A 23,668-nucleotide genomic window follows, 5' to 3' on the forward strand; every position below is an offset into this window, starting at 1 on the left:
CACCCCATGAGCACCACGCAGCCGCAGCAGCCGCCGCGCAAGGACCCGGTCGACGCGATCATCGAGCAGTGGGCGGAGGTCCGGCCCGATCTCGACACCGCCGCCATGGAGGTCTTCGGCCGGATCCACCGGATCTCGCGGGCGGTGGGCGACCGTTCGGAACGGGCGTACAGCCATCTCGGCCTGGCGCGGGGCGAGTTCGACGTCCTGGCCACCCTGCGCCGGTCCGGCGAGCCCTACACCCTCTCGCCCCGTCAGCTCTCCGCCACGCTGATGCTCACCACCGGCGGGATGACCGGCCGGCTCGACAAACTGGAGCGGGCGGGACTGCTGCGCCGCTCCCCCGATCCGCACGACCGGCGGGGACTGCGGGTGACGCTGACCGACGAGGGGCTGACCCTGGTCGACCGCGCGGTCGGCGCCGGCCTCGCCGCCCAGACCCAGGCCCTGTCGGCGGCCCTCACCCCGGAGCGCGCCGCCCAACTGGCCGACCTGCTGCGGGAGGTGCTGTTCGCGACGGAGACGGCGGAGGGGTAGGCGGCGGCGCCTTTTGCGTGTCAGCCGACGTGCGCCGAGAGGGCCGCGTCGACGGCCTTCGCATCGGCACCGTCCGCCGCCCAGGCGACGTATCCGTCGGGCCGCACGAGGAGGACCGTACGGCGGTCGCCCGCCCAGCGTTCCACGGCGAGGCGGCCCTCACGGTCGGCGCCCGCCCCTGCGTGGTCCCCCGGGGTGATCAGCACGAACTTGCCGCCGCGCAGGGCCTCGTGGAGGCGGCCGCCCCCGGCCAGGGCGACGTCCGGGACGCGGGTGCCGGTGAGGCGGTGCGCGCCGCGCGGGGCGGGGTAGCGGAAGCCGATGCCGGTGATCCGGCCGATCGCGCGGCGGCGGGCGGGGGCGGCGACGCCGATGAGCGTGGTGAGGGCGGCGCGCAGGGCCAGGGTGGCGGGCCGCTTGGCCATGGCGAGGCGGACGATGCCGCCGCTGCTGCGGAGCACCGACCTGCCGACGGGGTGCCGTTCGTCCTGGTAGCTGTCGAGCAGGTCGGGGCGCGCGTGGCCGTGCAGGACCTGGGCGAGCTTCCAGCTCAGGTTGGCCGCGTCCTGGAGGCCGGTGTTCATGCCCTGGCCACCGGCGGGGGTGTGCACGTGCGCGGCGTCGCCGGCCAGGAAGACGCGGCCCACCCGGTAGGCGGGGGCCTGGCGTTCGTCGCTGTGGAAGCGGGACATCCAGCGGGCGTCGTACATCCCGTAGTCCCGGCCGAGGGCGAGGCGGGTGACCTCCTTGACCTCGTCGAGGGCGAGGGGCTCGCTGTCGGGGACGTCGCGGGCGCGGTTCCAGGCGATCACACGGTGGTAGCCGTCGCCGAAGGGCGCGAGGAAGGCGAAGGCGTCGCCCGCGGTGTTGACGGTGAGCAGCGACTCGGGTTCCTCCGCGAGCCGGACGTCCGCGAGGACGACGGAGCGGATCACCGAACGGCCCGGGAAGGGCAGCCCGATCGCGTCCCGTACGGCGCTGCGCATGCCGTCGGTGCCGACGGCGTACGCGGCGCACAGCTCCTCGTCGGTCCCGTCGGCGGTGCGGACGGTGACCGTCACGCCGTCCGCGTCCTGGGCCAGCCCGGTGACCTCGGACTCGTAGCGGAAGCGCACCCCGGCCTGCTCGGCCCGCCGGTGGAGGGCCTTCTCCACCTCGTACTGCGGGATGACGAGGAGGTGGTTGAAGCGGGAGGGGAGGGTGTCGAGGGCGATGGTGAGCCGCCCGAAGAGCCGGAGCCGGTCGAGGGTGCGGCCTGCTGTTTCGAGCTCGTCGGCGAGACCGCGGGCGTCGAGCTGCTCCAGGGTGCGGGCGTGCAGGACGAAGGCGCGGGAGAGGTTGCTGACGCGGTGCGGGCGCTTCTCGACAAGGGTGACGGGGACACCGGCGACGGCGAGATCACCGGCGAGCAGCAGTCCGGTGGGCCCGGAGCCGACGACGATCACGGGGTGGGCGGTGGTGCCGTTCATGGTGGCCTCCTTACGCCAACGCTCGTAGGCCAACACATGTTGGCCAACGCATGTAGGCAACGATAGGCACGGCTCCCCGCGAGGGTCAACACTTGTTGGCAAACGCTCGTTGGCCTACGCTTGTGGACATGACTGGCACAGGCACCCGCCGCTCCGAGGCCACCCGCGACGCGATCCGCACCGCCGCCCGCGAACGCTTCGCCGCCGACGGCTACGAACGGACCACCATCCGCGCCGTCGCCAAGGACGCGGGCATCGACCCCTCCATGGTCATGCGCTACTACGGCAACAAGGAGGGCCTGTTCGCGGCGGCGGTCGCCGTCGACCTGAAACTCCCCGACCTCACCACGCTCCCCCGGGACGAGGTCGGCCGCGCCCTGGTCACCCACTTCCTGGACATGTGGGAGGAGAACGAGGTGCTCACCGCGCTCCTCCGGGTCGGCGTGACCAACGAGGCCGGCGCCGCCCGCATGCAGACGATCTTCCGCGACCAGCTCCTGCCCACGGCCCGAGCGGTCTGCCCCGACCCCGAACAGTCCGGCACCCGAGCGGCCCTGTGCGCCACCCAGCTCCTCGGCCTGGCCCTCACCCGCTACATCCTCCGCCTCCCCCCGGTGGTGACCCTCCCCCGCGAGGAACTGACCGCCTGGCTCTCCCCCACGATCCACCGCTACCTGACAGCCCCTCATCCGGCGGCTTGACCGTCGATCAAGGGGGATCCACAGGTCAACGCGTCATGGTGGTCGCGCAGCACCATGACGGACCGAGCCAGCCACCGCACTCGCTCCACCTCCCCCCGCAACCCGGGCTGCTCGGGCACGGCCAGCCGCCTACGAGCCTCCTCGACCCCGGCCAGCGCGAGCGTTGCCCGCACACCACCCCCGGGCGCCTCGGCGACCAGCCGCTCGATCTGCGGCATCAGAAAGGCCAGGTGCGCCCTGAAGTCCCCGTCGAGGAGCTTCACCGTCTGATGACGGGGCAGTGCCTGCTGAGCCAGAAACCAGGAGGCGGCGGCACGCACCATGGGCGTGACCGACCGCGCCGCCTCCCCTTCGGAGCCATGGGCGCCCGCCGCTCCTACGCCCCTCCAAGCCTCGGACTGCCGTCGGGAAGCCCCCTCGATTCCCTCGTTCACCAACGGCCTCGGGCATCCGGCCTTGAACGCAACCCAGACCGTTTTGCCCGGACGGTGCGCGGTCACGCCGAAGTCGTCGGCGAGAGCAGCCACAAGGCGAAGTCCCCGGCCGGAGCACATGTCGACATCGGCCTGAGCCACCTCGGGCAGGCTGCCACCGCTGTCGCGCACCCCGATCCGGAGCAGCGGGCCGTCCGCATCGACCTCCAACGAGAACTCGCGCCCCGGCGGGACACCGTGCAGCACGGCGTTGGCGGCAAGTTCGGAGACACACAGCCGGATGTCCTCCAGCCGCTCGACGTACCCCCAGCCCGCCAGCCATCGAACGGCCAGGGCACGCGCGGCACCCACGGAGCTGCGGGCTCGCGGAAACCGATGTTGTCGCGACTGAGGCATCACGAACCGAACCACCTTCTTCACAGGCGACACTCCGTGCACCATATCGCTATTCGCGAATAGTAGAAAGGTCACCCGGCATCTGCCCGCCCGCGCAGGTCGCCTAACGTGTAAAGCGGCAAGGTCGGCCATCGCGTGGAGGAGACACCATGAGCGACGAGACGTGGGTCAGCACCTCGATGCCGTATCTGGTCCCACGGGAGCGGGGACAGCAGGACGCCTGGGGTGCCGAGGCGGCCGCCCGGGGTGGCAAGGGCGGTCAGCGCATCGTCCACGCCGGTGAGGTGGCCGCGCCGGACGAGGTGGCCGGCCTGCTCGGTCTGTCCGCGGGCGACCCTGTCGTCGTACGTCGCCGGATCATCGAGTTCGACGGCGAGCCCTGCGAGTTGACGGACACCTACTATCCGGTCGACATCGCGCGCGGCACCCGGCTCGCCGAGCGGGGCAGGATCCCGGGCGGGGCTGTGTCCGCCCTCGCAGCGCTGGGGCACGTCGGCGTGCGGGTGCGGGAGGACGTGACGGCACGCATGCCCGACGCCGAGGAGCGCGAAGTGCTGCGCCTGGGCGCGGACGAGCCGGTGCTCCGGCTCAGCAGGGTCACGTTGGACAGCGCGGACAGGCCCTTCCAGGCCGACCTCATGGTGATGCCCGCCCGGCGGCAGAAACTGCGCTACGAGATCCGGATCGGATGACCGTGCACACCACCGACACCCCCTCCCCCGACGACGCTCCGGACCGGCGTTCGCTTCACGAGCGGATCGCCGCGGACCTGCGCGACGAGATCATGAGCGGCGACCTGGCTCCCGGTGCGCCTCTGCCCTCGACCGCCCAGCTCAAGGCGAGGTTCGAGGCCGCCAACGCCACCATCCAGAAGGCGCTCCAGGTCCTCAAGGACGAGCGGCTGGTCGTAGGTCGCGCCGGGGCGTCGGTCACCGTGCGGGACCACCGGCAGCGGACCGTTCGCCCGGCCGCCTACCTGGCGCCGTCCGCCCCGGGCGAGCCGTACCGCTGGCTGGCCGAGGCCGCGAAGCTCGGCGCGCGGGCCCAGAGCACGCTGCTCGACGTGCGGGAGGTCCGGCCTTCCGCCGACGTCGCGGCCGCGCTGCGCCTCGCCGAGGACGAGACGGCGGTCCTGCGCCATCAGATCCTCTCCGTGGACGGTGAACCCGTCGAGCTGGTGAAGTCGTACTATCCGACGGCCGTCGCCCGGGGAACCGCCGTCGCGGAGAAGCGGAAGATCCGGGGCGGCACGCCCGCGCTGCTCGCCGAACTCGGTTTCCCGCCGCGGCTCAGCACGGATCGGGTCTCCGCCAGGGTGCCCACGCAGGAGCAGTACCAGGCGCTGAGGCTGCCCACCGACCTACCGGTGCTGCGCACGCTGCGCGTCGTGTACAGCGACGACGACCGTCCCATCGAGGCGACCGTCATGGTCAAGGCGGGTCACCTGTACGAACTGCAATACGACTTCGTCCCTGAATGACCCGGGCCCGGGCGAAGGCCCCCGACCCGGTCACACGACAAAGACGCCACCCCGGCCGCCGTGCTGCGGTCGGGGTGGCGTTCTGTGTGGCTGGGAGGCGTCAGGCCTTCGGCTTGGGCTTGATAACGCGGAGGGCCGGGTTGGACTTGTCGAGGACCATCACCAGGCCGGTGATGACCGCGAAGAGCACGATCGGGGCAAAGACGTAGAGGCCCAGCGTCTCGGCCACGTTCAGGCCCGGGCCGGGGTCGTCGCCGTCGTCGCGGGTCAGCGCGAGCGCGGGGGACGACATGAGCAGCATCATCAGCGTCGTACCGGCGGCCAGGGCGCCGGCGCGCAGGGCGTTCTTCTTGTCCACAGGGCAAACGTAGCGAACGCCCGGGGGAGCCGCGCGCCCGGGGTGCCCCGTACGGGGTCGGTCGGGGGTACGGGGTTGTCCCGTCGGGGGTGTGTGGCTAGCCCGGGGGTGCCTCCCGTAGGACCTCTACCAGGGCGCGCAGTCGTGGGGAGGACGTCAGGTCCTCCAGGGGCACCGGGCGGCCGTGCGCGTCGGCGATCGGCAGGCGCCAGTTCGGGTACTGGTCCCAGGTGCCGGGGAGGTTCTGCGGGCGGCGGTCGCCGACGCCGTCCGGGAGCCAGACGCCGATCATGCGGGCCGGGGTGCGGCCCAGGAAGCGGTGGACGGCCTGGACCTCGGCCTCCTCGGAGGCGGGATCACCCGCGCCCGCGCCCTCGCCCAGCAGCCCGAGGCTCGTCAGCAGCGCCAGCCACTCCGCCGTGTCCGCCGCCGCCTCGGCCCGTTCCGTCGCCGCCGGCCGGGTCAGCAGGCCCAGCCGGTCGCGGAGTTCGACGTGCTCGCCGGTGAGCCGGGCGGCTGTGGACGGCAGGTCGTGGGTGGTGGCGGTGGCCAGGCAGTCGGCGCGCCAGCTCTCCGGGGGCAGCGGGCCGCCGTCGCCGGCCCAGTCCCGCTCGAACCACAGCACGGACGTGCCCAGCACCCCGCGCTCGCGCAGCGCCTCCCGCACTCCGGGCTCGACGGTGCCGAGGTCCTCGCCGATCACCACCGCGCCCGCCCGCGACGCCTCCAGCACCAGGACGGCGAGCATGGCCTCGGCGTCGTAGCGGACGTACGCGCCCTCCGTAGGGGGTTCCCCCTGGGGGATCCACCAGAGCCGGAACAGGCCCATGACATGGTCGATGCGCAGCGCGCCGGCGTACCGGAACAGGCCCTGGAGCAGCCGCCGGTACGGGGCGTAGCCGGAGGCGGCGAGCCGGTCCGGGCGCCAGGGCGGCAGGCCCCAGTCCTGGCCGCGCGCGTTGAACGCGTCCGGCGGGGCGCCGACCGACATCCCCGCGGCGAAGTACTCCTGCTGCGCCCAGGCGTCCGCGCCCCCCGGATGCACGCCGACCGCCAGGTCGTGCACGATCCCGACCGGCATGCCCGCCTCGCGCGCGGCGCGCTGCGCGGCGGCGAGCTGGGTGTCGGTGAGCCAGGCGAGGCGGGAGTGGAAGTCGACGCGGTCCGTCAGTTCCCGGCGGGCCCGCGCGGTCTCCGCCGACCGGGGGTCGCGCAGCCCCTCCGGCCAGCGGCTCCACTCGCCGCCGTGCACCTCCGCCAGCGCGCACCACGTCGCGTGGTCCTCCAGGGCCCGGCCCTGCTCGGCGAGGAAATCGTCGTAGGCGGCGCGGCGGCCGGGACCGAGCGGCACCCTGGCGAGCAGCTCCAGCGCCTCCCGCTTCAGCGCCCACACGGCGTCCCGGTCGATCAGCTCGCCCTTGTCCAGCACCGCCTCGCGCAGCCGCGCGGCCCGTTCCAGCAGGGCACGCGTGTCGTCGTCGGCGTACGCGAACTCGGGCACGTCCTCCACCCGCAGGTGGACCGGGTCGGGGAAACGGCGGGACGACGGCCGGTACGGCGACGGATCGGTCGGCGCACCGGGCACGGCCGCGTGCAACGGGTTGACCTGCACGAACCCGGCCCCCAGCGTCCGCCCGGCCCAGCCGGCCAGCTCCCCCAGGTCCCCCAGATCGCCCATGCCCCAGGAACGCCGGGACAGCAGGGAGTAGAGCTGCACGAGGAGTCCGTACGAGCGTCCCGGCGGCGTGGGCAGCCGGGGCGGGGCCACGACGAGGTGGGCCCGCGCGGTGCGGCCGTCGGAGGCGGGGGCGGTGGCGGTCAGCAGGTGGACGCCGTGCGGGAGGCCCTCCACCCCGGCCTGCGCGTCCTGGCCGTCCTGGACCTCCCGGATCTCACCCTGCTCGGTCTCGATCCGCAGGACTGTCCCCTCGGGGAGGGCGGCGAGCGGCTCGCAGGGGCTGCCGCTCCAGCACACCACCGTCGGCGGCAGCAGCCGCTCCCGCAGGTCCGCCTCCCGTGCGGCGAGCGCGGCCCGCACCGCCTCCGGGCCGCTCGCGTCGACACCGAGCGCGGCCAGGACCCGGGTGACGGCGGCCGCCGAGGCGGTGACCGTACGGTCCGGGGAGGGCTGGTAGGAGACGGCCACACCGTGCAGCGCGGCAAGCCGGGCGAGTTCCTCGCCGAGGGGGACGGTCATCTACGGCCTCGTGAAGTCGGAGTCCGCCGCGGCGAGCGGCGGTTCGCTGGTGAGCGGCTCGGCGTCGGGCAGCGGCGGCTCACTGGTGAGCGGCGCCTCGACCACGGTGCCCTCGGCGCCGTACGCGGACAAGTGGGTTTCGGGGAAGGGGACTTCGAGGGCGGCGGACGGCTCCGCCGGGCGTTTGCAGTGGGCCGGTGCGATCACGGTGGCTCCTCGTCGCGTGGGGGACGGCTCTCCCGCAGCCCTACCCAGCGGACGCGACGACAGACGTCCGGGGCACGGACACCGCACATCTCGCCACATTCCCCACCTCGACATTCCTCCCGTACGGAACAGACCGCACCCTATCGGCCGGCCTCGCCCCCGGCCCGTGAACCGTCGGCGCGCGGCCGTCCGACAGAGAGGGTGTGAGACGGTTCCGCCCCATGAGGGGCCACGGGGAGAACGACACGGACGCGGCGCTGCTGCGGGCCGTGGCGGACGGGGACGCGAGCGCCCTGGCCACGTTGTACGAACGGCACGCGGGGTGGTTGCACGCGCGGCTGACCCGGCGCTGCGCCGACGCCGAGGTGGTCCGCGAGGTGGTGCAGGACACCTTCGTGACCGTGTGGCGGTCGGCGGGCGGACACGGCGGCGGTGAGGCGGGCGGCTGGCTGTGGACCATCGCCGCCCGACGGCTGGTCGACGCGCGGCGCGCCCAGGAACGGGTCGCGCGGGTCGAGACGGCACCGGCCTCGCGGCCGGTCCCAAGCCGGTCCGTCCGGTCCGTCCGGTCCGTCCGGTCCGTCCGGTCCGTCGAGTCCGTCGAGTCCGCCGAGGAACGGGTGCTGGCCGGGCTGGAGTTCGGCGACGTCGGCACCGCACTCGGCCGGATCTCGCCCGAGTTGCGGGAGGTGCTGCGGGCCACCGTCGTCGACGGGCTCACCACCCGGGAGGCGGCCCGGCTGCTCGGCATCCCCGAGGGCACCGTCAAGACCCGCGCGATGCGGGCCCGCGCCGAACTGCGCGCGGCCCTCGCCCAGTTGAACCCCGGCCCGGTGAACACCGGCCCGCTGCACCCCCGTCCGGCAGGAGGCCCGGCATGAGCGAGTCCCCCTGGCACGCCACCGACGGCCTGGCCGCCCGCTACGCCGACGGCACCCTGCCGGAGTCCGCGGCCTGGTCCCTGGAGAAGCACCTGGAGCACTGCGGCACCTGCGCGGCCCTCGTCTCCCGCGCCGTCACGACGACCGCCCCGGCGACGGCGGCGGTCCTGGCGGAGGTGTGGGCGAGGGTGGAGGCCGACGTGACGGCGAGGGTGGAGACCGGGGTGGAGACCGGTGCACAGGAGCGGGCGACGGCGCGCGACGCCGTACCCGTCACGCCCCCCGCCCCCGCCCCGGTCCCGGCCCCGGTCCCCGCACCCCGCACCCACGGACCCCGCACCCACGGCGCCCGCATCTGGTCCTCCCGCACAAGCACCGGCACCGGCACCGGCACCGGCACCGACCGCCCCCGGCTCTCCCCCCTGCTCCGCGTCCTCTGGGCCGCCGGGCCCGCCGTGCGCGGCGGCTGGCTGGTCGCCGTCGTCGCGGTGGCGGTCGGGGCCGTCGGGCTGGCGTACGGCGCCGGTGTCGACGGGACGCGGCCGCTGCTGCTGGCGATCGCGCCGGTCGTCCCGGTCGCCGGGGTCGCCCTGTCCTACGGCCGGCACGCCGATCCGCTGTACGAACTCGTCGCCTCGACCCCGTCCGGCGGACTGCGGCTGATGCTGACGCGGACGGCCGCCGTGCTCGCCGTCAGCCTGCCGCTGCTGACCCTCACCGGTCTGCTGCTGCCCGCCCCCGGCACCCCGAACGCGGCCGCCTGGCTGCTCCCGGGCCTCGCCCTGACCCTGGCCGCGCTGGCTCTGGCCGGGTACGTCGGTCTGCGGGCCGCGACCGCGGTGACCGGCGGCGGCTGGCTCGCGGCGGTGCTCGTCCCGGCGCTCACCGGCTCCGGCGGAACGCCACCGGCCGGCCTCACCACCCCCGCGGAGACCCCTGCGGAGACCCTCGCGGGGACTCTCGCGGAGCCCCTCGCCGGTCGCCTCGCCGAACAGCTCTCCCGCTGCCTCGACGGCCCGCTCGCGCAGAGCGCGTGGGCGGCCGCCGCCGTACTCAGCGCCGCCCTGCTCGCCGTCCGCCGCTCCGCCTACGACCGGCTGGAGCAGCGATGACCCCTTCCCCAGGAGTTCCCTTGAGCACGATACGAGTGACCGGTCTGCGCGTCCGGCACCGCCGGACCGTCGCCCTCGACGGGGTGGACCTCACCCTCGGCCGGGGTGTGCACGGGCTGCTCGGTCCGAACGGCGCCGGGAAGACGTCCCTGATCAGGGTGCTCGCCACGGTCGCGCGACCGGACGCCGGCCGGGTGGAGATGCTCGGCGAGGACGTCGGCGACCCGCGCCGGCGCGGCCCGGTGCGGGCCCGGCTCGGCTATCTGCCGCAGGAGTTCGGCCACTACCCCGGCTTCACGGTCCGCGAGTTCGTCGCGTACATGGCCTGGCTGAAGGAGGTGCCCGCGGCGGACACCCCGGCGGCCGTGGCCCGCGCGGTGGACCGCGTCGGCCTGACGGAACGCGCCGACGCGAAGGTGCGCACGCTGTCCGGCGGCATGGTCCGCCGGGTCGGCATCGCACAGGCCGTCGTCAACGACCCCGAGATCCTGCTCCTCGACGAGCCGACCGCCGGGCTCGATCCGGAGCAGCGGGTGGAGTTCCGCGCGCTGCTGAGGGAGCTGGGCACGCGGGCGACGGTCGTCGTCTCCACCCACCTGGTGGAGGACGTGGCCGCCGCCTGCACCGAGGTCACCCTGCTGGACGGGGGCCGGGTCGCCTACCGCGGTACGCCGGACGCACTGAGCGCTCTCGGCGAGGAGGCCGGGGCGGACGGCGTCGGCGACAACCCGATCGAGCGCGGCTACACGGCGGCACTGCGGGCCCACCGCGCCGAGCGGGCCCACCGCGCCGGGACGGTGGCGGCGCGATGAGCCTCCTGGACCCGGTACGCCCGGCACCGGCAAGGCATCCCCTGCGCACCGAGACCCTGCGCGGCTTCCCACCCCTGGCCGGGCTCGCCGTCCTGCTGACCGTGGCCGTGCTCCTGGCCGGTTCGGCCGACCGCTGGCAGGGCGGCTGGGCGGAGACCCGGGGCGTCCTGCACGACGCGCTGCTGATCCTCCTCCCCCTCGCGGCGGCGGCCGGCTGCCGACAGGGCGGGCGGGAGCGCCGGCGTCGTACGGAGGAGCTGTGGGCCACGGCCGTACGGTCGCCGCTGGCCGGGTTCCTGGTGTCGGCGCTGCCGCTCGCGCTGTGGGTGGCCGCGGGATACCTGGTCGCGGCGGCCGGCGCGCTGCTCGCGACCTGGCCGTACGCCCGGGGTGACGGGCCGCGTCTCGCGCTGCTGCCGGCGGACGTGGTGGCGCTCGTCGCCGCGGCGGTCGCGGGGCAGGTGGTGGGGCGGCTGACGGCCTGGCGCCCGGCCCCGCCGCTGCTGGCCATGGCCGGGTACGCCGTGCTGGGCGTGTCGGCGACGGCGGGCGACGGCGCGGGCCGGTTCCTGAACCCGGCCCTGCCGGTCTCCGTCCGCGAGGTGCCGGTGGGCTGGCAGCCGGTGGCGACGGCCGGGTGGACGGCGGGGCTCGCGGCGGCGGCCGTCCTGGCGTACGCGGCCCGGCGGCGGTACACCGCCCTGCTGCCGCTGACGGCGGCGGTCGTGGCGGGCGGGCTGCTGGTCGGCGCGGGCGACGGCCTGTGGCGGCCGGACCCGGTCGCCCACCGCCAGGTCTGCGACACCTCGACGACCCCGCAGGTATGTGTGAACGCCCGCTACGGCGAGCTGTTGCCGCAGGTCACGGAGGCTCTCTCGGGGATCACCGGGCGGCTGCGCGGGGTGCGGAACCTGCCGGTGCGGTTCGAGGACCGGGCCGGGGAGCCACGGGCCGACGAGGCGGAACTGCCGATGCTGACACCGTTCGGCCGGTCGCTCGTACGGGGGCGGCTGACCGATCCGGAGCGGTACGCGTGGGAGGCGGTGGCGGCGCTCCAGCGCCGGGGCGACTGCGACACGCTCGACCCACGGGTGGACCTCGCGGACGACGCCGTAGAGAACCTCCTCGCGCCGAGCCCGGCGCAGGCGCACTTCGACGCGCTGGACGCGCGGGGCGACGAGGAGCACCGGGCCGGCCTGCGCGCCCGGACGGCCGCCCGCGCGCGGCTCGCGGCGATGGGCGAGGACGAGCGGCGGACATGGCTGTCGGCGTACTTCGCGACGGCGGGGTCCTGCGACGCGACGGGGGTGCCGGCGCTGTGAACGAACCACCACCGAAGGCCCGGTCCAGTGCGGCGCACGGCACTCTGCTGTACGCCCGCTCCCGCGCCGTCCCCGCCACGGTGGCCGCGCTCGCCGCCACCGCGGCGTTCGCCGTGTGGGCGGCGGACCGGATGGACACCTATCTCGACCCGCAGCGCAGGCTGCCGATCGTGGCGCTGGCGCCGCTGCTGGCCGCCGCCGTGATCGGGACCGGTCTGCACACCGCGTCCGAGGAACTGGACCGCACCGCCGTACGGCCCTGGTGGCCGCGGCGGCTGGCCCATCTGCTCGCGCTGACCGCGCTGGCGGCGGCGGTGCTGCCGCTCGCCGTGCGCGGCGGGCCGCCCGACTTCGGCCCGGCGGCCGTGGTCCGCAACCTGCTGGGCTGCACCGGGGTGACGGCGGCCGCGGCGGCCCTGCTGGGCGCCCGGCTGAGCTGGCTGCCGGCGTTCGGCTACGTCGGGGCGGTGTACCTGGCGTCGCACGGGGTGCGCGGGCACGCGGTCACGGTGTGGGCGTGGCCGGTGCAGCCAGCGGCCGCGGCGGGGGCGTGGGCGGCGGCCGGGGGCGCGTTCGCGCTGGGGGTGGCCCTGTACGTCGTACGGGGGACGCGGCCGGGGACCGGCCGGAGCTGACGCGTCCCGAAGGGCCCCGCGGCAGCCGGTGCCGTCGGCCCGTTCGGGTGGGCCGGTGGTGCCACGGGGCATGAAGAAGCCCGGATCGTCAGGCGGAGATGCCGTCGATCCGGGCCAGGGCGTCGTCCGCGCCGTACGGCTGCAAGTACGGCAGCCAGCGCGGGTCCCGGTGGCCGGTGCCGATGATGCGCCAGGCCAGGCCGGTGGGCGGAGCGGGTTTGTGCCGCAGCCGCCAGCCGATCTCGACGAGATGGCGGTCGGCCTTGACGTGGTTGCAGCGACGGCAGGACGCCACGACGTTGTCCCACACGTGCTGGCCCCCGCGACTGCGTGGAACGACGTGGTCGACGCTGGTTGCGACGCCACCGCAATACATGCACCGGCCTCCGTCGCGCGCGAACAGGGCGCGGCGGGTGAGAGGAACGGGGCCCCGGTAGGGAACCCGGACGAATCGCTTGAGCCGGACCACGCTGGGTGCGGGGACTGTGACGGTCGCGCTGTGCATGAAGGCGCCCGATTCCTCCAGGGAGACAGCCTTGTTCTCCAGGACGAGGACGAGTGCGCGGCGGAGCGGTACGACGCCGAGCGGCTCGTACGACGCGTTCAGGACCAGGACATGCGGCACGGATGCCTCCTTGGGCGTCGGCGGCGCGTGGCTCGCGCCGGGACGATCTGAGGTCAGTCTCCCCTCTTGCCTGGTGGACGCGCCACCATGTCCCGGTAACGGGCTGGGAGTGTTTTCGACCACACCCTGATGTGTCCCCCGGGGCGTGGCCTGTTCAAGCGCGGGTGAGGACCGTCTCTCCTTCCCGCATCCTGCCGAAGCACACACAATGCCCCGTTAGTGTGGTGGTGCTGCCCGTCCGGTGACCTTTTCGTGACCTTGAAGAACTTGCAGACGTTGACCGCCGCACCGGACGTGGGCCGCTGCACCTGGAGGTACCTGCCGTGTCCTTGTCCGCCGTGCTGCTCGCCGCAGATCCGTCGCCGACGCCCTCGGAGTCGCCGACCGTCACGGTCCCGAGTCTCCAGGACGCCCAGGAGCGTGCGGGGAACGCGGCCAGTTGGGTCGAGCAGAACTGGTCGACCTGGCTGGCGATCGGTCTGCGGGTGCTGCTGATCCTGCTGATCGCGGTGGTGCTGAGGAAGTTCGTGCTGCGGGCGATCACCAAGCTCATAGACCGGATGAACCGCACCACCGAGTCGGTCGAGGGCACCACGCTGGGCGGGCTGCTGGTCAACGCCGAGCGGCGCCGGCAGCGGTCGCAGGCGATCGGCTCGGTGCTGCGGTCGGTGGCGAGCTTCGTGATCCTGGGCACGGCGGCGCTGATGGCGCTGTCGGCCTTCGAGATCAACCTCGCGCCGCTGCTGGCGTCCGCCGGTGTCGCGGGTGTGGCGATCGGTTTCGGCGCGCGCAACCTGGTGACGGACTTCCTGTCCGGCGTGTTCATGATCCTGGAGGACCAGTACGGCGTCGGCGACCAGATCGACGCGGGCGTGGCCACCGGTGAGGTCATCGAGGTGGGGCTGCGCGTGACGAAGCTGCGCGGCGCGAACGGCGAGATCTGGTACGTCCGCAACGGCGAGGTCAAGCGGATCGGCAACCTCTCGCAGGGCTGGGCGACGGCCGGGGTCGACGTCACCGTCCGGGCGTCCGAGGACCTCGACCGGGTGAAGGCCACGCTGACCGAGGTCGCCGAGAAGATGAGCAAGGAAGAGCCCTGGAACGAGCTGCTGTGGAGCCCGATCGAGGTGCTCGGCCTGGACAGCGTGCTGCTGGACTCGATGGTGGTCCGGGTCGCGGCGAAGACCATGCCCGGCAAGTCCCTCTCCGTCGAACGCGAACTGCGCTGGCGCATCAAGCGCGCCTTCGACGCGGCGGACATCGACATCGTCGGCGGCGCGACGGCCCCGGCGGAGGAAGAAATCATCGACCCGTCGGAGTCGATCGCGGCCCCCTCGGTCTACGCCAACACAACGTCCCCCCAGGCCCAGGCGGCGACGCCGCTCACCCCCACGCCGCCGGCCCCGCGGGCCCGGTGACCCGGGGACGAGCCGGCAGGCGAACGGTTTCAGCACACTCGTTCGAGTGAACGACCGGGGGCATTCGACGCCGCACAGGCGCCGGGTGCCCCATCGTTCTGCCCGGGGCACCCGGCGCGGGCTCAGGGCCTCTCTTTCGGATCTTGCCGGGGGTCGCGGGCCCTGGCACGCACATCTGCGGCGTTGTCGTCGGTTGTCAACGCTCCGCGTTGCCGCCCTCCTCCGCCTTGCAGCTGCACGCACCAGACCCCGCTCGGGCCCGCCGAGACGCACCGTCGCTCGAAGCCGGCCAGATCCGAAAGAAAGGCCCTAGCCTGGCACCAGCGTGACGAGGAGACCAGCGATGAGCGCCGAGCCGATCTTGGAGACGGTCATGACGCACGTGGACCCCATCGACCTGTTGAACGCGATCGAAGAGGCGTCGCCGATGCCGATCCGACCGGAGTACGTCGAGGGGACGGTCATCGTGCCGCCGCAGCCGGACGACCAGCACAACCACGGCACACTCGAGCTGGCCTTTCAGTTCCGGATGTCGGGATTCCACCTCGTGGGCATGGGCAATGGCTACCGTGCCGCGCACCCGGACGGCTCGACCATGAGTCTGCTCGTCCCGGACTTCTACGTCCGCCGCCGCAGGCCGACCGAACTGGACGAGTCGTACCGCAAGGCCCACAAGGGCTGGTACCCCGTCGACATGATCGCCCTCGTGGGCGAGGTCACGTCCGGCAACCACGAGACCGACACCGGGGCCAAGCTCCGCACCTACGCCGCCGCCGGCATCCCCCTCTATGTCCTCATCGACCGCCACGCAGGGACAGCCCACTGCTACGGGGACCCCGTCCTCCCCGGCGACGACCCCACCGACGCCTACTACGCCACCGACACCAAGGTCGATCTCGGCGACCCGCTGCCCCTCCCGGCGCCGTACCCGACCCTGGACACGGCCGCGTTCCTCGACGCCGACGTCTGAGAACCGTCCGACCGCAGACGATCTTCACAGCCACCCCGCCATTCCCCCACGTCACACCCACCCCCTATCGTCGCCCGTGTACCGGGCCCTTGTTCTGGAGCGGAATGCCCAGGGGTTCGGGGCGAATGTGGGGATACATGAGGAAGCTCGCCATCGGTGCCGTCGTGTCCGGCGCCCTGGCTCTGGGGGGTCTGGCCGCGCCCGCCGCGCAGGCCGCCGCGCCGGCGCTGACGTTCACCAAGGTGACGGTCAACAAGGGCAAGCCGATCGTCGTCGGCACCACCGCCGAGGTGAAGGTGCCGGTCACGTACACGCTGACCCGGCCCGCCGATCTGACGATCGACTACAAGTCGAACTTCGCGGGCGTGATGCTCTACCGCGGTTCGCTGAAGGAGCAGGAGAACTCGATCGAGCCGGACGCCGCGCCGGTCTGCACGACGACGGCCACCACCGCGACCACGGTGACCCAGTCGTGCAAGGAGACCCTGGTCGTGGACCCGTGGGAGAGCCTCTACGACTCCGCGGACGCCGGCACCTGGAAGGCCGGCGGGTTCTACGGCCACCTCGACCAGGAGCTGGACGAGTCCGACGACCACATCAGCGTCGAGTACGGCTTCTCGCTGTGGGGCGGGCTCGGCACCGCGAAGGTCCAGCGCGCCGCCAAGCTGACCGTCAACGCCTCCCCGGAGCCCGCGCGCGCCGGAAAGACGCTCACGGTCAAGGGCAAGCTGACCCGCGCCAACTGGGGTTCCGGCACCTACACCGGCTACCGGGGCCAGAAGGTGACCCTCCAGTTCAAGGCCAAGGGCACCAGCACCTACAAGGCGGTGAAGACGGTCACCACCGGCACCGGCGGCGCCCTGTCCACCACCACGAAGGCGACGAAGAGCGGCGCCTACCGCTTCGTCTTCGCCGGCACCTCCACCACGGCCGCCAAGTCGGCCGTCGGCGACTCCGTCGTGGTGAAGTAGCCCGCAGAACAGCCGGACAGCCGGACAGCCGACCGGCCTGCCGCCCCGCCCCCGCGCCTCCCGGCGCGGAGGGCGGGTTTTTCGTTTTCCGGCCCTCTCCGTCCGGCCGGCCCTTGACGGCCCCTTCGCGTCGGGCTTACCTTCCCTGACAGCCGATAGGAAACTTTCCTAACAGTGGCCGAGGGTGAACCCGAAGTGGACTCGCCTCCCGCGTCACTGACAGGCTGTGCCGTTCAGAGAGGCAGGTGTCGACCCATGGCAGGAACCGCCGGTACGCCGGGCACCCCGCGCGTCCTGCGCGCCATGAACGACCGCACCGCCCTCGACCTCCTGCTCGCGCACGGCCCACTGTCCCGCACCCGCATCGGCAAGCTCACCGGCCTGTCCAAGCCGACCGCCTCCCAGCTCCTCGCCCGGCTGGAGGCGGCGGGCCTGGTCCTGGCCACCGGCACCACCGAGGGCCGCCCCGGACCCAACGCCCAGCTCTACGGGGTCAACCCGGCCGCCGGATACGCCGCCGGACTCGACGTCACCCCCGAGCGCGTCCTCGCCGCCGTCGCCGACCTCACCGGCCGGACCGTCGGCACCTACGAGGTGGCCACGCCCGCCAGAAAGGCCGCGGGGGCCGTCGTACGGCAGGTCACCGACGCGCTCGACGGCGCGGTCAAGGCCGCCGGCCTCACCCGCGACGACGTGCGCCGGCTCGTCGTCGCCACCCCGGGCGCCTTCGACCCCACCACCGGCCGGCTGCGCTACGCCTCCCACCTCCCCGGCTGGCACGCGCCCGCACTGCTCGACGACCTCGCGGCGGCACTGCCGATGCCGGTGGAGTACGAGAACGACGTCAACCTCGTCGCCGTCGCCGAACAACGGCTCGGCGCGGCCCGCGGCCACGAGGACTTCGTCCTGCTGTGGAACGAGGGCGGTCTCGGCGCCGCCCTCGTGCTCGGCGGCCGGCTGCACCGCGGCTGGACCGGCGGCGCGGGAGAAGTAGGTTTCCTTCCGGTTCCCGGCGCACCGCTGGTCCGGCAGGTGAGGAAAGCCAACAGTGGCGGCTTCCAGGAGCTGGCCGGCTCCCAGGCGCTGCCCCGGCTGGCCCGCGAGATCGGGATGAACGACGTCCCCTCCGGGCCCTACACCGAAGCCGCCGCCACCCTCCTCGAACGGGCCGCCGCCGAGGACACCGTCCTGCACCGGCTGCTTCTGGAGACGTACGCGACCCGGCTGGCCACCGGTCTCGCCTCGCTGGTCTCCGTGCTCGACCCCGAACTCGTCGTCCTCAGCGGCACCGCCCTGACGGCCGGCGGCGAGACGCTCCGCGCGCTCGTCGAGGCCGAACTCGCGGACCTCGCCGCGTCCCGGCCCAAGCTGGTCCTGGGCGACGTCACCGAACACCCCGTCCTGCGCGGCGCGCTGGAGAGCGCGCTGGCGGCCACCCGCGACGAGGTCTTCGACACCTCGCGCTGACGCACCCGCAAGCACCCCGCAAGCACCCCGCAAGGCCCCTTCCCTTCACCACACCCGTCCCGCCCCACCTCTGGGAGGCTCCGTCATGCCCACACGCATACCCTCAGCGGTCCGAAAAGCGGCTTTCGCCCTCGCCGCGTCCACCGCCCTCCTCCTGAGCACCACCGCCTGTACCGGCCATTCCGCCGGCGGCGCGGACGACGACGCGTCCAAGGAGACGACCCTCACCTTCTGGCACGCGTGGAGCGCGCCCGGCGAGGTCAAGGCCGTGCAGGCACTGGTCGACGGCTTCGAGAAGGCGCACCCCAACATCCATGTGACCGTCGTCGGCAACATGACCGACGACAAGATCAACCAGGCACTGCGGGCGGGCGGCACCAAGGCGCCGGACGTGATCTCCTCCTTCACCACCAACAACGTCGGGAAGTTCTGCTCCTCCGGCGCCCTGGTCGACCTCAACCCCTTCTTCGAGAAGGCGGGCGTCGACCCGGACACCACCTTCCCGAAGGCGATGAACGAGTACACCCAGTTCGAGGGCGACCGCTGCGCCGTCCCGCTGCTGGGCGACGCCTACGGCCTCTACTACAACAAGACGGCGTTCGAGAAGGCCGGCATCAGCGGCCCGCCCAAGACCTGGTCCGAGTTCGAGGCCGACGCCAAGAAGCTGACGATCCCCCAGGGCGACAGCTACGAGCAGCTCGGCTTCATGCCGAACTACCACGGCTGGGAGACCACCACCGAGCACTACCTGGGCCAGTTCTCGCCGACGTACTTCGACAAGGCGGGCAAGTCCACGATCGCCACCGACCCGGCGGTCCCGGCGGCCTTCACCCTCCAGAAGAAGCTGGTGGACGGACTCGGCGGCTTCAAGAGGCTGGAGAAGTACCGTTCCGGCCTCGGCGACGAGTGGGGCCCCAAGCACCCCTTCCACACCGGCCAGGTGGCGATGCAGCTCGACGGCGAGTGGCGCCTCGGCATGGCCCTGGACGCAAAGCCGGACTTCGAGATCGGGGTCGCCCCGCTGCCCGTCCCGGACGACCAGGCGGACCAGTACGGCAAGGGGTACATCACCGGCACCATCGCCGGGATCGCCGCCACCAGCCAGAAGCAGAACGCGGCCTGGGAACTGGTGAAGTACATGACCACCGACACGGACGCGGTCGTCGCCTTCTCCAACGCCATCCACAACGTGCCCTCGACGCTGGCCGCCCTGAAGTCCCCGGACCTGACGTACGACCCGCGGTTCAAGACCTTCCTCGACATCGCCGCGAACCCGAACTCCACCACCTCCCCGGCCTCGGTCAACGGCGGTGTCTACCTGACCACGATCCAGCAGCTCGGCTACGACTACGAGAGCGGCAAGGTCACCGACCTGACGGCGGGCCTGAAGAAGGCGGCCGCGCAGATCGACACGGACATCGCGCAGGCGAAGTAGCGATGAGCACGACGGCCTCCCCCGCCCTGAGGGCGAAGCGCCGCAGGGCGGCGCTTCGCACCACGGCCTTCCTGTCGCCGTGGCTGATCGGCTTCACGGTCTTCTTCGCCTACCCGATGCTGTCCACGGTCTACTTCTCGTTCATGCGCTACGACGGCTTCCGGCCGCCGGAGTGGAGCGGGACGAAGAACTGGGCGTACGTCTTCGAGTCCTACCCCCTGTTCTGGCCGGCCCTGCGCAACACCCTGTGGCTGGTGGTGATCATGGTGGGTCTGCGGGTCCTGTTCGGACTCGGGATCGGTCTGCTCATCACGAAGATCAAGACAGCGACGGGGGTCTTCCGCACCCTCTTCTACCTGCCCTATCTGGCCCCGCCCGTGGCGGCCACCATGGCCTTCGCGTTCCTCCTCAACCCCGGTACGGGCCCGGTCAACTCGATCCTGGAGCGGGCCGGCCTGCCGGCGCCGGGCTGGTTCAACGACCCCACCTGGTCCAAGCCGGCCCTGACCCTGCTGGCGCTGTGGGGCGTCGGCGACCTGATGGTGATCTTCATGGCCTCGCTGCTCGACGTACCGCGCGAGCAGTACGAGGCGGCGGAGCTGGACGGGGCGTCGGCCTGGCAGCGGTTCCGGTTCGTCACCCTTCCCAACATTTCGCCGATCATCATGTTCGCCGTCGTCACCGGTGTCATCCAGGCGATGCAGTACTACACACAGCCCCTGGTGGCCGGGAAGGTCGCCTCCGGGGTGATCCAGGGCGCGGGCACCATGTTCGAGCCCGGCTACCCCGACCGTTCCACGCTCACCCTCCCCCAGCTCGTCTACAACCTCGGCTTCCAGCGCTTCGACTACGGCTCCGCCTGTGTCGTCGCCCTGGTCCTGTTCGCCCTGTCGATGGCGTTCACCGCGCTGCTGATGCGGCGCCGGGGCGGTCTCATCCAGGCAGGTGACTGACATGGCGCAGCACGCCGGCATCGCGGCGGCCCGCCGCAGGACGCTCCTGGAGTGGATCGCGGTCCACTCCCTGGGCGTGGCGGCCGCCCTCTTCTTCACCCTCCCCTTCGTGTTCGTGTTCCTGACGTCCCTGATGAGCGACTCCCAGGCGCTCAGCCGGGACCTGATCCCGCACACCTGGGAATGGGCCAACTACCGGAAGGTCTTCGACACCCCGGGCTTCGTCACCTGGTGGAAGAACACGCTGCTCTACGCGGGACTGGGAACAGTCCTTACGGTCGTCTCGTCGATCCCGGTGGCGTACGCGCTGGCCAAGTTCCGCTTCCGGGGCCGGAATCTGACGCTCATGCTGGTGATCTCGATGATGATGCTGCCTCCGCAGGTGGTCGTCATCCCGATGTACCTGTTCTGGGCGAAGCAGTTGGACCTGTCGGGCACGCTGTGGCCGCTGATCGTCCCGATGGCGTTCGGCGACGCGTTCTCGATCTTCCTGCTGCGGCAGTTCCTGACGACCATCCCGAACGAGTACCTGGACGCGGCGAAGGTGGACGGCTGCGGCGAGCTGCGGACCCTGCTGAAGGTGGTGCTGCCGATGGCGAAGCCCGGTGTCGCCGCCGTCGCGCTCTTCCAGTTCTTCTACGCCTGGAACGACTACTTCGGCCCGCAGATCTACGCCTCGGAGAACCCGGCCGCGTGGACCCTGTCCTACGGCCTGGAGTCCTTCAAGGGCGCCCACCACACCGACTGGAACCTCACCATGGCCGCCACCGTGCTGGTCATGGCCCCGGTGATCCTCGTGTTCTTCTTCGCGCAGAAGGCGTTCGTCGAGGGCGTCACCCTGACCGGAGTGAAGGGTTGAACCTCCTGTGAAACTCACCGTGGTCGGCGGCGGATCGACCTACACACCCGAACTGATCGACGGCTTCGCGCGGTTGCGGGACACCCTGCCCGTCACGGAGCTGGTGCTGATGGACCCGTCGGCCGAACGCCTCGGCCTGGTCGGCGGTCTGGCCCGGCGCATCTTCGCCCGGCAGGGCCACCCCGGCCGGATCGTGACGACGTCCGACCTGGACGCGGCGGTGGACGGCGCCGACGCCGTGCTGCTCCAGTTGCGCGTCGGCGGCCAGGCCGCGCGCGAGCAGGACGAGACCTGGCCCCTGGAGTGCGGCTGCGTCGGCCAGGAGACCACGGGCGCCGGCGGTCTCGCCAAGGCGCTGCGCACCGTCCCGGTGGTCCTGGACATCGCCGAGCGGGTCCGCAGGGCCAACCCGCGGGCCTGGATCATCGACTTCACCAACCCGGTCGGCATCGTCACCCGCGCCCTCCTCCAGGAGGGCCACCGCGCGGTCGGCCTGTGCAATGTGGCGATCGGCTTCCAGCGGAAGTTCGCCGCCCTGCTCGGGGTCGCCCCGTCGGCCGTCCACCTGGACCACGTGGGCCTCAACCACCTGACCTGGGAGACCGCGGTACGGCTCGACGGACCCGAGGGCGAGGACGTCCTGCCGCGCCTGCTGGCCGGACACGGCGACGCCGTCGCCGCCGACCTGCGGCTGCCGCGCGCCGTCCTGGACCGGCTCGGCGTGGTCCCGTCGTACTACCTGCGCTACTTCTACGCCCATGACGAGGTCGTCGAGGAGCTGCGCACCAAGCCGTCGCGGGCCGCCGAGGTGGCCGCGATGGAACGGCGGCTGCTGGAGATGTACGGCGACCCGGACCTGGCCGAGAAGCCGGAGCTGCTGGCACAGCGCGGCGGGGCCTTCTACTCGGAGGCGGCCGTGGACCTGGCGGCGGCGCTGCTCACCGGTGCGGGCAGCCCGTACCAGGTGGTGAACACGCGCAACGCGGGCACGCTGCCCTTCCTGCCCGACGACGCGGTGATCGAGGTGCAGGCGGCGGTGGGTTCCAAGGGTGCCGCCCCGCTGCCGACGGCGGCCCCCGTGGACCCGCTGTACGCGGGTCTGATCGCCCAGGTGACGGCGTACGAGGACCTGGCGCTGGAGGCGGCGCTGCGCGGTGGCCGCGACCGGGTGTTCCGCGCCCTGCTGTCCCATCCGCTGGTCGGTCAGTACGCGCTCGCCGATCGGCTCACCGACCGGCTGATCGCACACAACAGGGAGCATCTCGCGTGGGCCTGACGGCGAGTGTCCTCGCGATCGACGCGGGCAACAGCAAGACCGACGTGGCCGTCGTGGCGGCGGACGGGGAGGTGCTCGCCACGGTCCGCGGCGGCGGCTTCCGGCCCCCGGCGGACGGGGTGGAGGCGGCGGTGGACGCCCTCGCGGACGCCGTCACGCGCGCGTACACGGCCGCCGGGGTCAGCTCGGTGGCGCATGTGTCGGCGTGTCTGGCCAACGCCGACCTGCCGGTGGAGGAGGAGCGGCTCGCGGCGGCGCTGCACGCGCGCGCGTGGGGCGCCTCCGTGGAGGTCCGCAACGACACCTTCGCGATCCTGCGGGCCGGGGTCGCCGAACCCCGGGGCGTGGCCGTGGTGTGCGGCGCCGGCATCAACTGCGTGGGGATGCGCCCCGACGGCCGTACCGCCCGCTTCCCGGCCCTGGGGCGGCTGTCCGGGGACTGGGGCGGCGGCTGGGGGCTGGCCGAGGAGGCGCTGTGGCACGCCGCGCGCGCGGAGGACGGCCGGGGCGAGGCGACCGCGCTGGCCGGGGCGCTGCCGGGCCACTTCGGGCTGCCCACCATGTACGCGCTGATCGAGGCCCTGCACCTGGGCCTGATCCCGGACGCGCGCCGGCACGAGCTGACGCCGGTGCTCTTCGCGACGGCCGCGGCGGGCGACGGTGTGGCGGTCGCGCTCGTGGACCGGCTGGCGCGGGAGGTGGCCACGATGTCCCTGGTCGCCCTGACCCGGCTCGATCTGCTGGCCGAGGAGACCCCGGTCCTGCTGGGCGGCGGGGTCCTGACGGCCGGTCACCCGCTGCTGGACGACGGGATACGGGCCCTGCTGGCGGAGCGGGCGCCCAAGGCCGTGGTGCGGGTGGTGCGGGCCCGCCCGGTGCTCGGCGCGGCGCTGCTGGGTCTGGACCGGCTGGCGGCGGGAGCGGAGGCCCAGCGCAGGACGCGCGCCCGTTTCGACGCGGAGTAGCCCCTCCGGACGCGGCGCCCGCCGGGGTGCCGGGCCGTCCCCGGCACCCGACCAGGCACGACGGCGTCCGCGTCCGGCGCCCGTGTCCGGCGTCCTCGTCTGGACGGACAACCGCCCCCGGAAGGAACCGAACACACGCCCATCGCGTTTTCATGGGCGGGGGTCGCTGCGATCCGATCAAGATCCGG

General features: G+C 73.1%; 24 protein-coding genes. 18 read left to right on the forward strand and 6 right to left on the reverse strand.

Features of this window, described 5'->3' with window-relative positions:
- Nucleotides 1–6 precede the first annotated feature (6 nt).
- Nucleotides 7–537 (forward strand): MarR family winged helix-turn-helix transcriptional regulator, encoded by a 531-nt coding sequence (locus tag AFM16_RS14005; RefSeq protein ID WP_078633505.1) that lies wholly within the window; start codon nt 7–9, stop codon nt 535–537.
- 20 nt (nt 538–557) lie between these two features.
- Here the strand turns inward: AFM16_RS14005 and AFM16_RS14010 are convergent, their stop codons facing one another.
- Complete coding sequence (locus tag AFM16_RS14010; protein ID WP_078633506.1) at nt 558–2,006, reverse strand: FAD-dependent monooxygenase; 1,449 nt, start codon at nt 2,004–2,006, stop codon at nt 558–560.
- Nucleotides 2,007–2,134: 128 nt separating this feature from the next.
- Here AFM16_RS14010 and AFM16_RS14015 point away from each other — a divergent pair, with 128 nt between their 5' ends.
- Nucleotides 2,135–2,707 carry a TetR/AcrR family transcriptional regulator gene (locus AFM16_RS14015; RefSeq protein WP_078633507.1) on the forward strand — a complete coding sequence of 191 codons (573 nt, stop codon included), beginning with the start codon at nt 2,135–2,137 and terminating at the stop codon, nt 2,705–2,707.
- On the opposite strand, the gene AFM16_RS40465 is transcribed toward AFM16_RS14015, so the two are convergent.
- Nucleotides 2,692–3,561 carry a DUF6415 family natural product biosynthesis protein gene (locus AFM16_RS40465; RefSeq protein WP_306293471.1) on the reverse strand — a complete coding sequence of 290 codons (870 nt, stop codon included), beginning with the start codon at nt 3,559–3,561 and terminating at the stop codon, nt 2,692–2,694. The genes AFM16_RS14015 and AFM16_RS40465 overlap by 16 nt on opposite strands.
- 125 nt (nt 3,562–3,686) lie before the next feature.
- On the opposite strand from AFM16_RS40465, the gene AFM16_RS14025 reads away from it, so the two are divergent.
- Together AFM16_RS14025 and AFM16_RS14030 are read left to right on the forward strand one after the other, a co-directional pair.
- Complete coding sequence (locus AFM16_RS14025) at nt 3,687–4,229, forward strand: GntR family transcriptional regulator (protein ID WP_078633508.1); 543 nt, start codon at nt 3,687–3,689, stop codon at nt 4,227–4,229.
- Entirely contained in the window at nt 4,226–5,017 is a 792-nt protein-coding gene (locus tag AFM16_RS14030) for a GntR family transcriptional regulator (protein WP_078633509.1), read from the forward strand. The genes AFM16_RS14025 and AFM16_RS14030 overlap by 4 nt, the downstream gene beginning before the upstream one ends.
- 100 nt (nt 5,018–5,117) lie before the next feature.
- Here the strand turns inward: AFM16_RS14030 and AFM16_RS14035 are convergent, their stop codons facing one another.
- The 3 genes from AFM16_RS14035 to AFM16_RS14045 all read right to left on the reverse strand — a co-directional run bounded on the left by AFM16_RS14035 (nt 5,118) and on the right by AFM16_RS14045 (nt 7,779).
- A complete protein-coding gene (locus AFM16_RS14035) occupies nt 5,118–5,375 on the reverse strand; it encodes a hypothetical protein (RefSeq protein ID WP_030779586.1) in 258 nt (85 codons plus the stop codon).
- 97 nt (nt 5,376–5,472) lie between these two features.
- On the reverse strand, nt 5,473–7,572 hold the full coding sequence (gene malQ, locus AFM16_RS14040) for a 4-alpha-glucanotransferase (protein WP_078633510.1): 2,100 nt from the start codon (nt 7,570–7,572) through the stop codon (nt 5,473–5,475).
- A complete protein-coding gene (locus AFM16_RS14045; RefSeq protein ID WP_266543053.1) occupies nt 7,573–7,779 on the reverse strand; it encodes a hypothetical protein in 207 nt (68 codons plus the stop codon).
- Nucleotides 7,780–8,000: 221 nt separating this feature from the next.
- On the opposite strand from AFM16_RS14045, the gene AFM16_RS14050 reads away from it, so the two are divergent.
- From AFM16_RS14050 to AFM16_RS14070, 5 genes are read left to right on the forward strand one after another with little or no spacing between them, the layout of a single operon-like run.
- A complete protein-coding gene (locus AFM16_RS14050) occupies nt 8,001–8,660 on the forward strand; it encodes an RNA polymerase sigma factor (RefSeq protein WP_078633511.1) in 660 nt (219 codons plus the stop codon).
- Complete coding sequence (locus AFM16_RS14055; RefSeq protein WP_078633512.1) at nt 8,657–9,772, forward strand: zf-HC2 domain-containing protein; 1,116 nt, start codon at nt 8,657–8,659, stop codon at nt 9,770–9,772. Before AFM16_RS14050 ends, AFM16_RS14055 begins: the two co-directional genes overlap by 4 nt.
- The gene (locus AFM16_RS14060) at nt 9,769–10,584 is read left to right on the forward strand and encodes an ABC transporter ATP-binding protein (RefSeq protein ID WP_179123277.1); all 816 of its coding nucleotides are present in this window, start codon (nt 9,769–9,771) and stop codon (nt 10,582–10,584) included. The genes AFM16_RS14055 and AFM16_RS14060 overlap by 4 nt, the downstream gene beginning before the upstream one ends.
- A complete protein-coding gene (locus AFM16_RS14065) occupies nt 10,581–11,906 on the forward strand; it encodes a hypothetical protein (protein ID WP_078633514.1) in 1,326 nt (441 codons plus the stop codon). Before AFM16_RS14060 ends, AFM16_RS14065 begins: the two co-directional genes overlap by 4 nt.
- On the forward strand, nt 11,903–12,541 hold the full coding sequence (locus tag AFM16_RS14070) for a hypothetical protein (protein ID WP_051780051.1): 639 nt from the start codon (nt 11,903–11,905) through the stop codon (nt 12,539–12,541). Before AFM16_RS14065 ends, AFM16_RS14070 begins: the two co-directional genes overlap by 4 nt.
- A gap of 88 nt (nt 12,542–12,629) precedes the next feature.
- On the opposite strand, the gene AFM16_RS14075 is transcribed toward AFM16_RS14070, so the two are convergent.
- Nucleotides 12,630–13,166, reverse strand: a complete 537-nt coding sequence (locus AFM16_RS14075) for an HNH endonuclease (RefSeq protein WP_030779604.1) — start codon at nt 13,164–13,166, stop codon at nt 12,630–12,632.
- Between the two features lie 323 nt (nt 13,167–13,489).
- On the opposite strand from AFM16_RS14075, the gene AFM16_RS14080 reads away from it, so the two are divergent.
- The 9 genes from AFM16_RS14080 (at nt 13,490) to AFM16_RS14120 (ending at nt 23,480) form a co-directional block, all read left to right on the forward strand.
- Nucleotides 13,490–14,584, forward strand: coding sequence for a mechanosensitive ion channel family protein (locus AFM16_RS14080; RefSeq protein WP_078633515.1), 1,095 nt, complete (start codon nt 13,490–13,492; stop codon nt 14,582–14,584).
- Nucleotides 14,585–14,927: 343 nt separating this feature from the next.
- Nucleotides 14,928–15,554, forward strand: coding sequence for a Uma2 family endonuclease (locus AFM16_RS14085; RefSeq protein ID WP_078633516.1), 627 nt, complete (start codon nt 14,928–14,930; stop codon nt 15,552–15,554).
- 137 nt (nt 15,555–15,691) lie between these two features.
- On the forward strand, nt 15,692–16,525 hold the full coding sequence (locus tag AFM16_RS14090; RefSeq protein ID WP_078633517.1) for a hypothetical protein: 834 nt from the start codon (nt 15,692–15,694) through the stop codon (nt 16,523–16,525).
- A gap of 255 nt (nt 16,526–16,780) precedes the next feature.
- Nucleotides 16,781–17,992 (forward strand): ROK family transcriptional regulator, encoded by a 1,212-nt coding sequence (locus AFM16_RS14095; protein ID WP_030779613.1) that lies wholly within the window; start codon nt 16,781–16,783, stop codon nt 17,990–17,992.
- 85 nt (nt 17,993–18,077) lie between these two features.
- Nucleotides 18,078–19,427: an ABC transporter substrate-binding protein gene (locus AFM16_RS14100; protein ID WP_179123278.1), complete on the forward strand. Its 1,350-nt coding sequence runs from the start codon at nt 18,078–18,080 to the stop codon at nt 19,425–19,427.
- Nucleotides 19,428–19,429: 2 nt separating this feature from the next.
- Nucleotides 19,430–20,380 (forward strand): carbohydrate ABC transporter permease, encoded by a 951-nt coding sequence (locus AFM16_RS14105; protein WP_030779620.1) that lies wholly within the window; start codon nt 19,430–19,432, stop codon nt 20,378–20,380.
- Between the two features lies 1 nt (nt 20,381).
- Nucleotides 20,382–21,239 (forward strand): carbohydrate ABC transporter permease, encoded by an 858-nt coding sequence (locus tag AFM16_RS14110; RefSeq protein ID WP_078633518.1) that lies wholly within the window; start codon nt 20,382–20,384, stop codon nt 21,237–21,239.
- Nucleotides 21,240–21,246: 7 nt separating this feature from the next.
- Nucleotides 21,247–22,515: a 6-phospho-beta-glucosidase gene (locus tag AFM16_RS14115; RefSeq protein WP_078633519.1), complete on the forward strand. Its 1,269-nt coding sequence runs from the start codon at nt 21,247–21,249 to the stop codon at nt 22,513–22,515.
- Nucleotides 22,506–23,480, forward strand: a complete 975-nt coding sequence (locus AFM16_RS14120) for an N-acetylglucosamine kinase (RefSeq protein ID WP_078633520.1) — start codon at nt 22,506–22,508, stop codon at nt 23,478–23,480. Before AFM16_RS14115 ends, AFM16_RS14120 begins: the two co-directional genes overlap by 10 nt.
- The last annotated feature ends 188 nt before the right edge of the window (nt 23,481–23,668 follow it).

It is taken from the genome of Streptomyces antibioticus (assembly GCF_002019855.1).
Classification (GTDB): domain Bacteria; phylum Actinomycetota; class Actinomycetes; order Streptomycetales; family Streptomycetaceae; genus Streptomyces; species Streptomyces antibioticus_B.

What these genes read in the sequence shown, in the direction of transcription:
- AFM16_RS14110 (WP_078633518.1), top strand. Translation starts at nt 20,382, where the DNA reads ATGGCGCAGCACGCCGGCATCGCGGCGGCCCGCCGCAGGACGCTCCTG.
- AFM16_RS14065 (WP_078633514.1), top strand. Translation starts at nt 10,581, where the DNA reads ATGAGCCTCCTGGACCCGGTACGCCCGGCACCGGCAAGGCATCCCCTG.
- AFM16_RS14060 (WP_179123277.1), top strand. Translation starts at nt 9,769, where the DNA reads ATGACCCCTTCCCCAGGAGTTCCCTTGAGCACGATACGAGTGACCGGT.
- AFM16_RS14055 (WP_078633512.1), top strand. Translation starts at nt 8,657, where the DNA reads ATGAGCGAGTCCCCCTGGCACGCCACCGACGGCCTGGCCGCCCGCTAC.
- AFM16_RS14050 (WP_078633511.1), top strand. Translation starts at nt 8,001, where the DNA reads ATGAGGGGCCACGGGGAGAACGACACGGACGCGGCGCTGCTGCGGGCC.
- AFM16_RS14025 (WP_078633508.1), top strand. Translation starts at nt 3,687, where the DNA reads ATGAGCGACGAGACGTGGGTCAGCACCTCGATGCCGTATCTGGTCCCA.
- malQ (WP_078633510.1), bottom strand. Translation starts at nt 7,572, where the DNA reads ATGACCGTCCCCCTCGGCGAGGAACTCGCCCGGCTTGCCGCGCTGCAC.
- AFM16_RS14005 (WP_078633505.1), top strand. Translation starts at nt 7, where the DNA reads ATGAGCACCACGCAGCCGCAGCAGCCGCCGCGCAAGGACCCGGTCGAC.
- AFM16_RS14105 (WP_030779620.1), top strand. Translation starts at nt 19,430, where the DNA reads ATGAGCACGACGGCCTCCCCCGCCCTGAGGGCGAAGCGCCGCAGGGCG.
- AFM16_RS14010 (WP_078633506.1), bottom strand. Translation starts at nt 2,006, where the DNA reads ATGAACGGCACCACCGCCCACCCCGTGATCGTCGTCGGCTCCGGGCCC.
- AFM16_RS14090 (WP_078633517.1), top strand. Translation starts at nt 15,692, where the DNA reads ATGAGGAAGCTCGCCATCGGTGCCGTCGTGTCCGGCGCCCTGGCTCTG.
- AFM16_RS14095 (WP_030779613.1), top strand. Translation starts at nt 16,781, where the DNA reads ATGGCAGGAACCGCCGGTACGCCGGGCACCCCGCGCGTCCTGCGCGCC.
- AFM16_RS14085 (WP_078633516.1), top strand. Translation starts at nt 14,928, where the DNA reads ATGAGCGCCGAGCCGATCTTGGAGACGGTCATGACGCACGTGGACCCC.
- AFM16_RS14030 (WP_078633509.1), top strand. Translation starts at nt 4,226, where the DNA reads ATGACCGTGCACACCACCGACACCCCCTCCCCCGACGACGCTCCGGAC.
- AFM16_RS14015 (WP_078633507.1), top strand. Translation starts at nt 2,135, where the DNA reads ATGACTGGCACAGGCACCCGCCGCTCCGAGGCCACCCGCGACGCGATC.
- AFM16_RS14100 (WP_179123278.1), top strand. Translation starts at nt 18,078, where the DNA reads ATGCCCACACGCATACCCTCAGCGGTCCGAAAAGCGGCTTTCGCCCTC.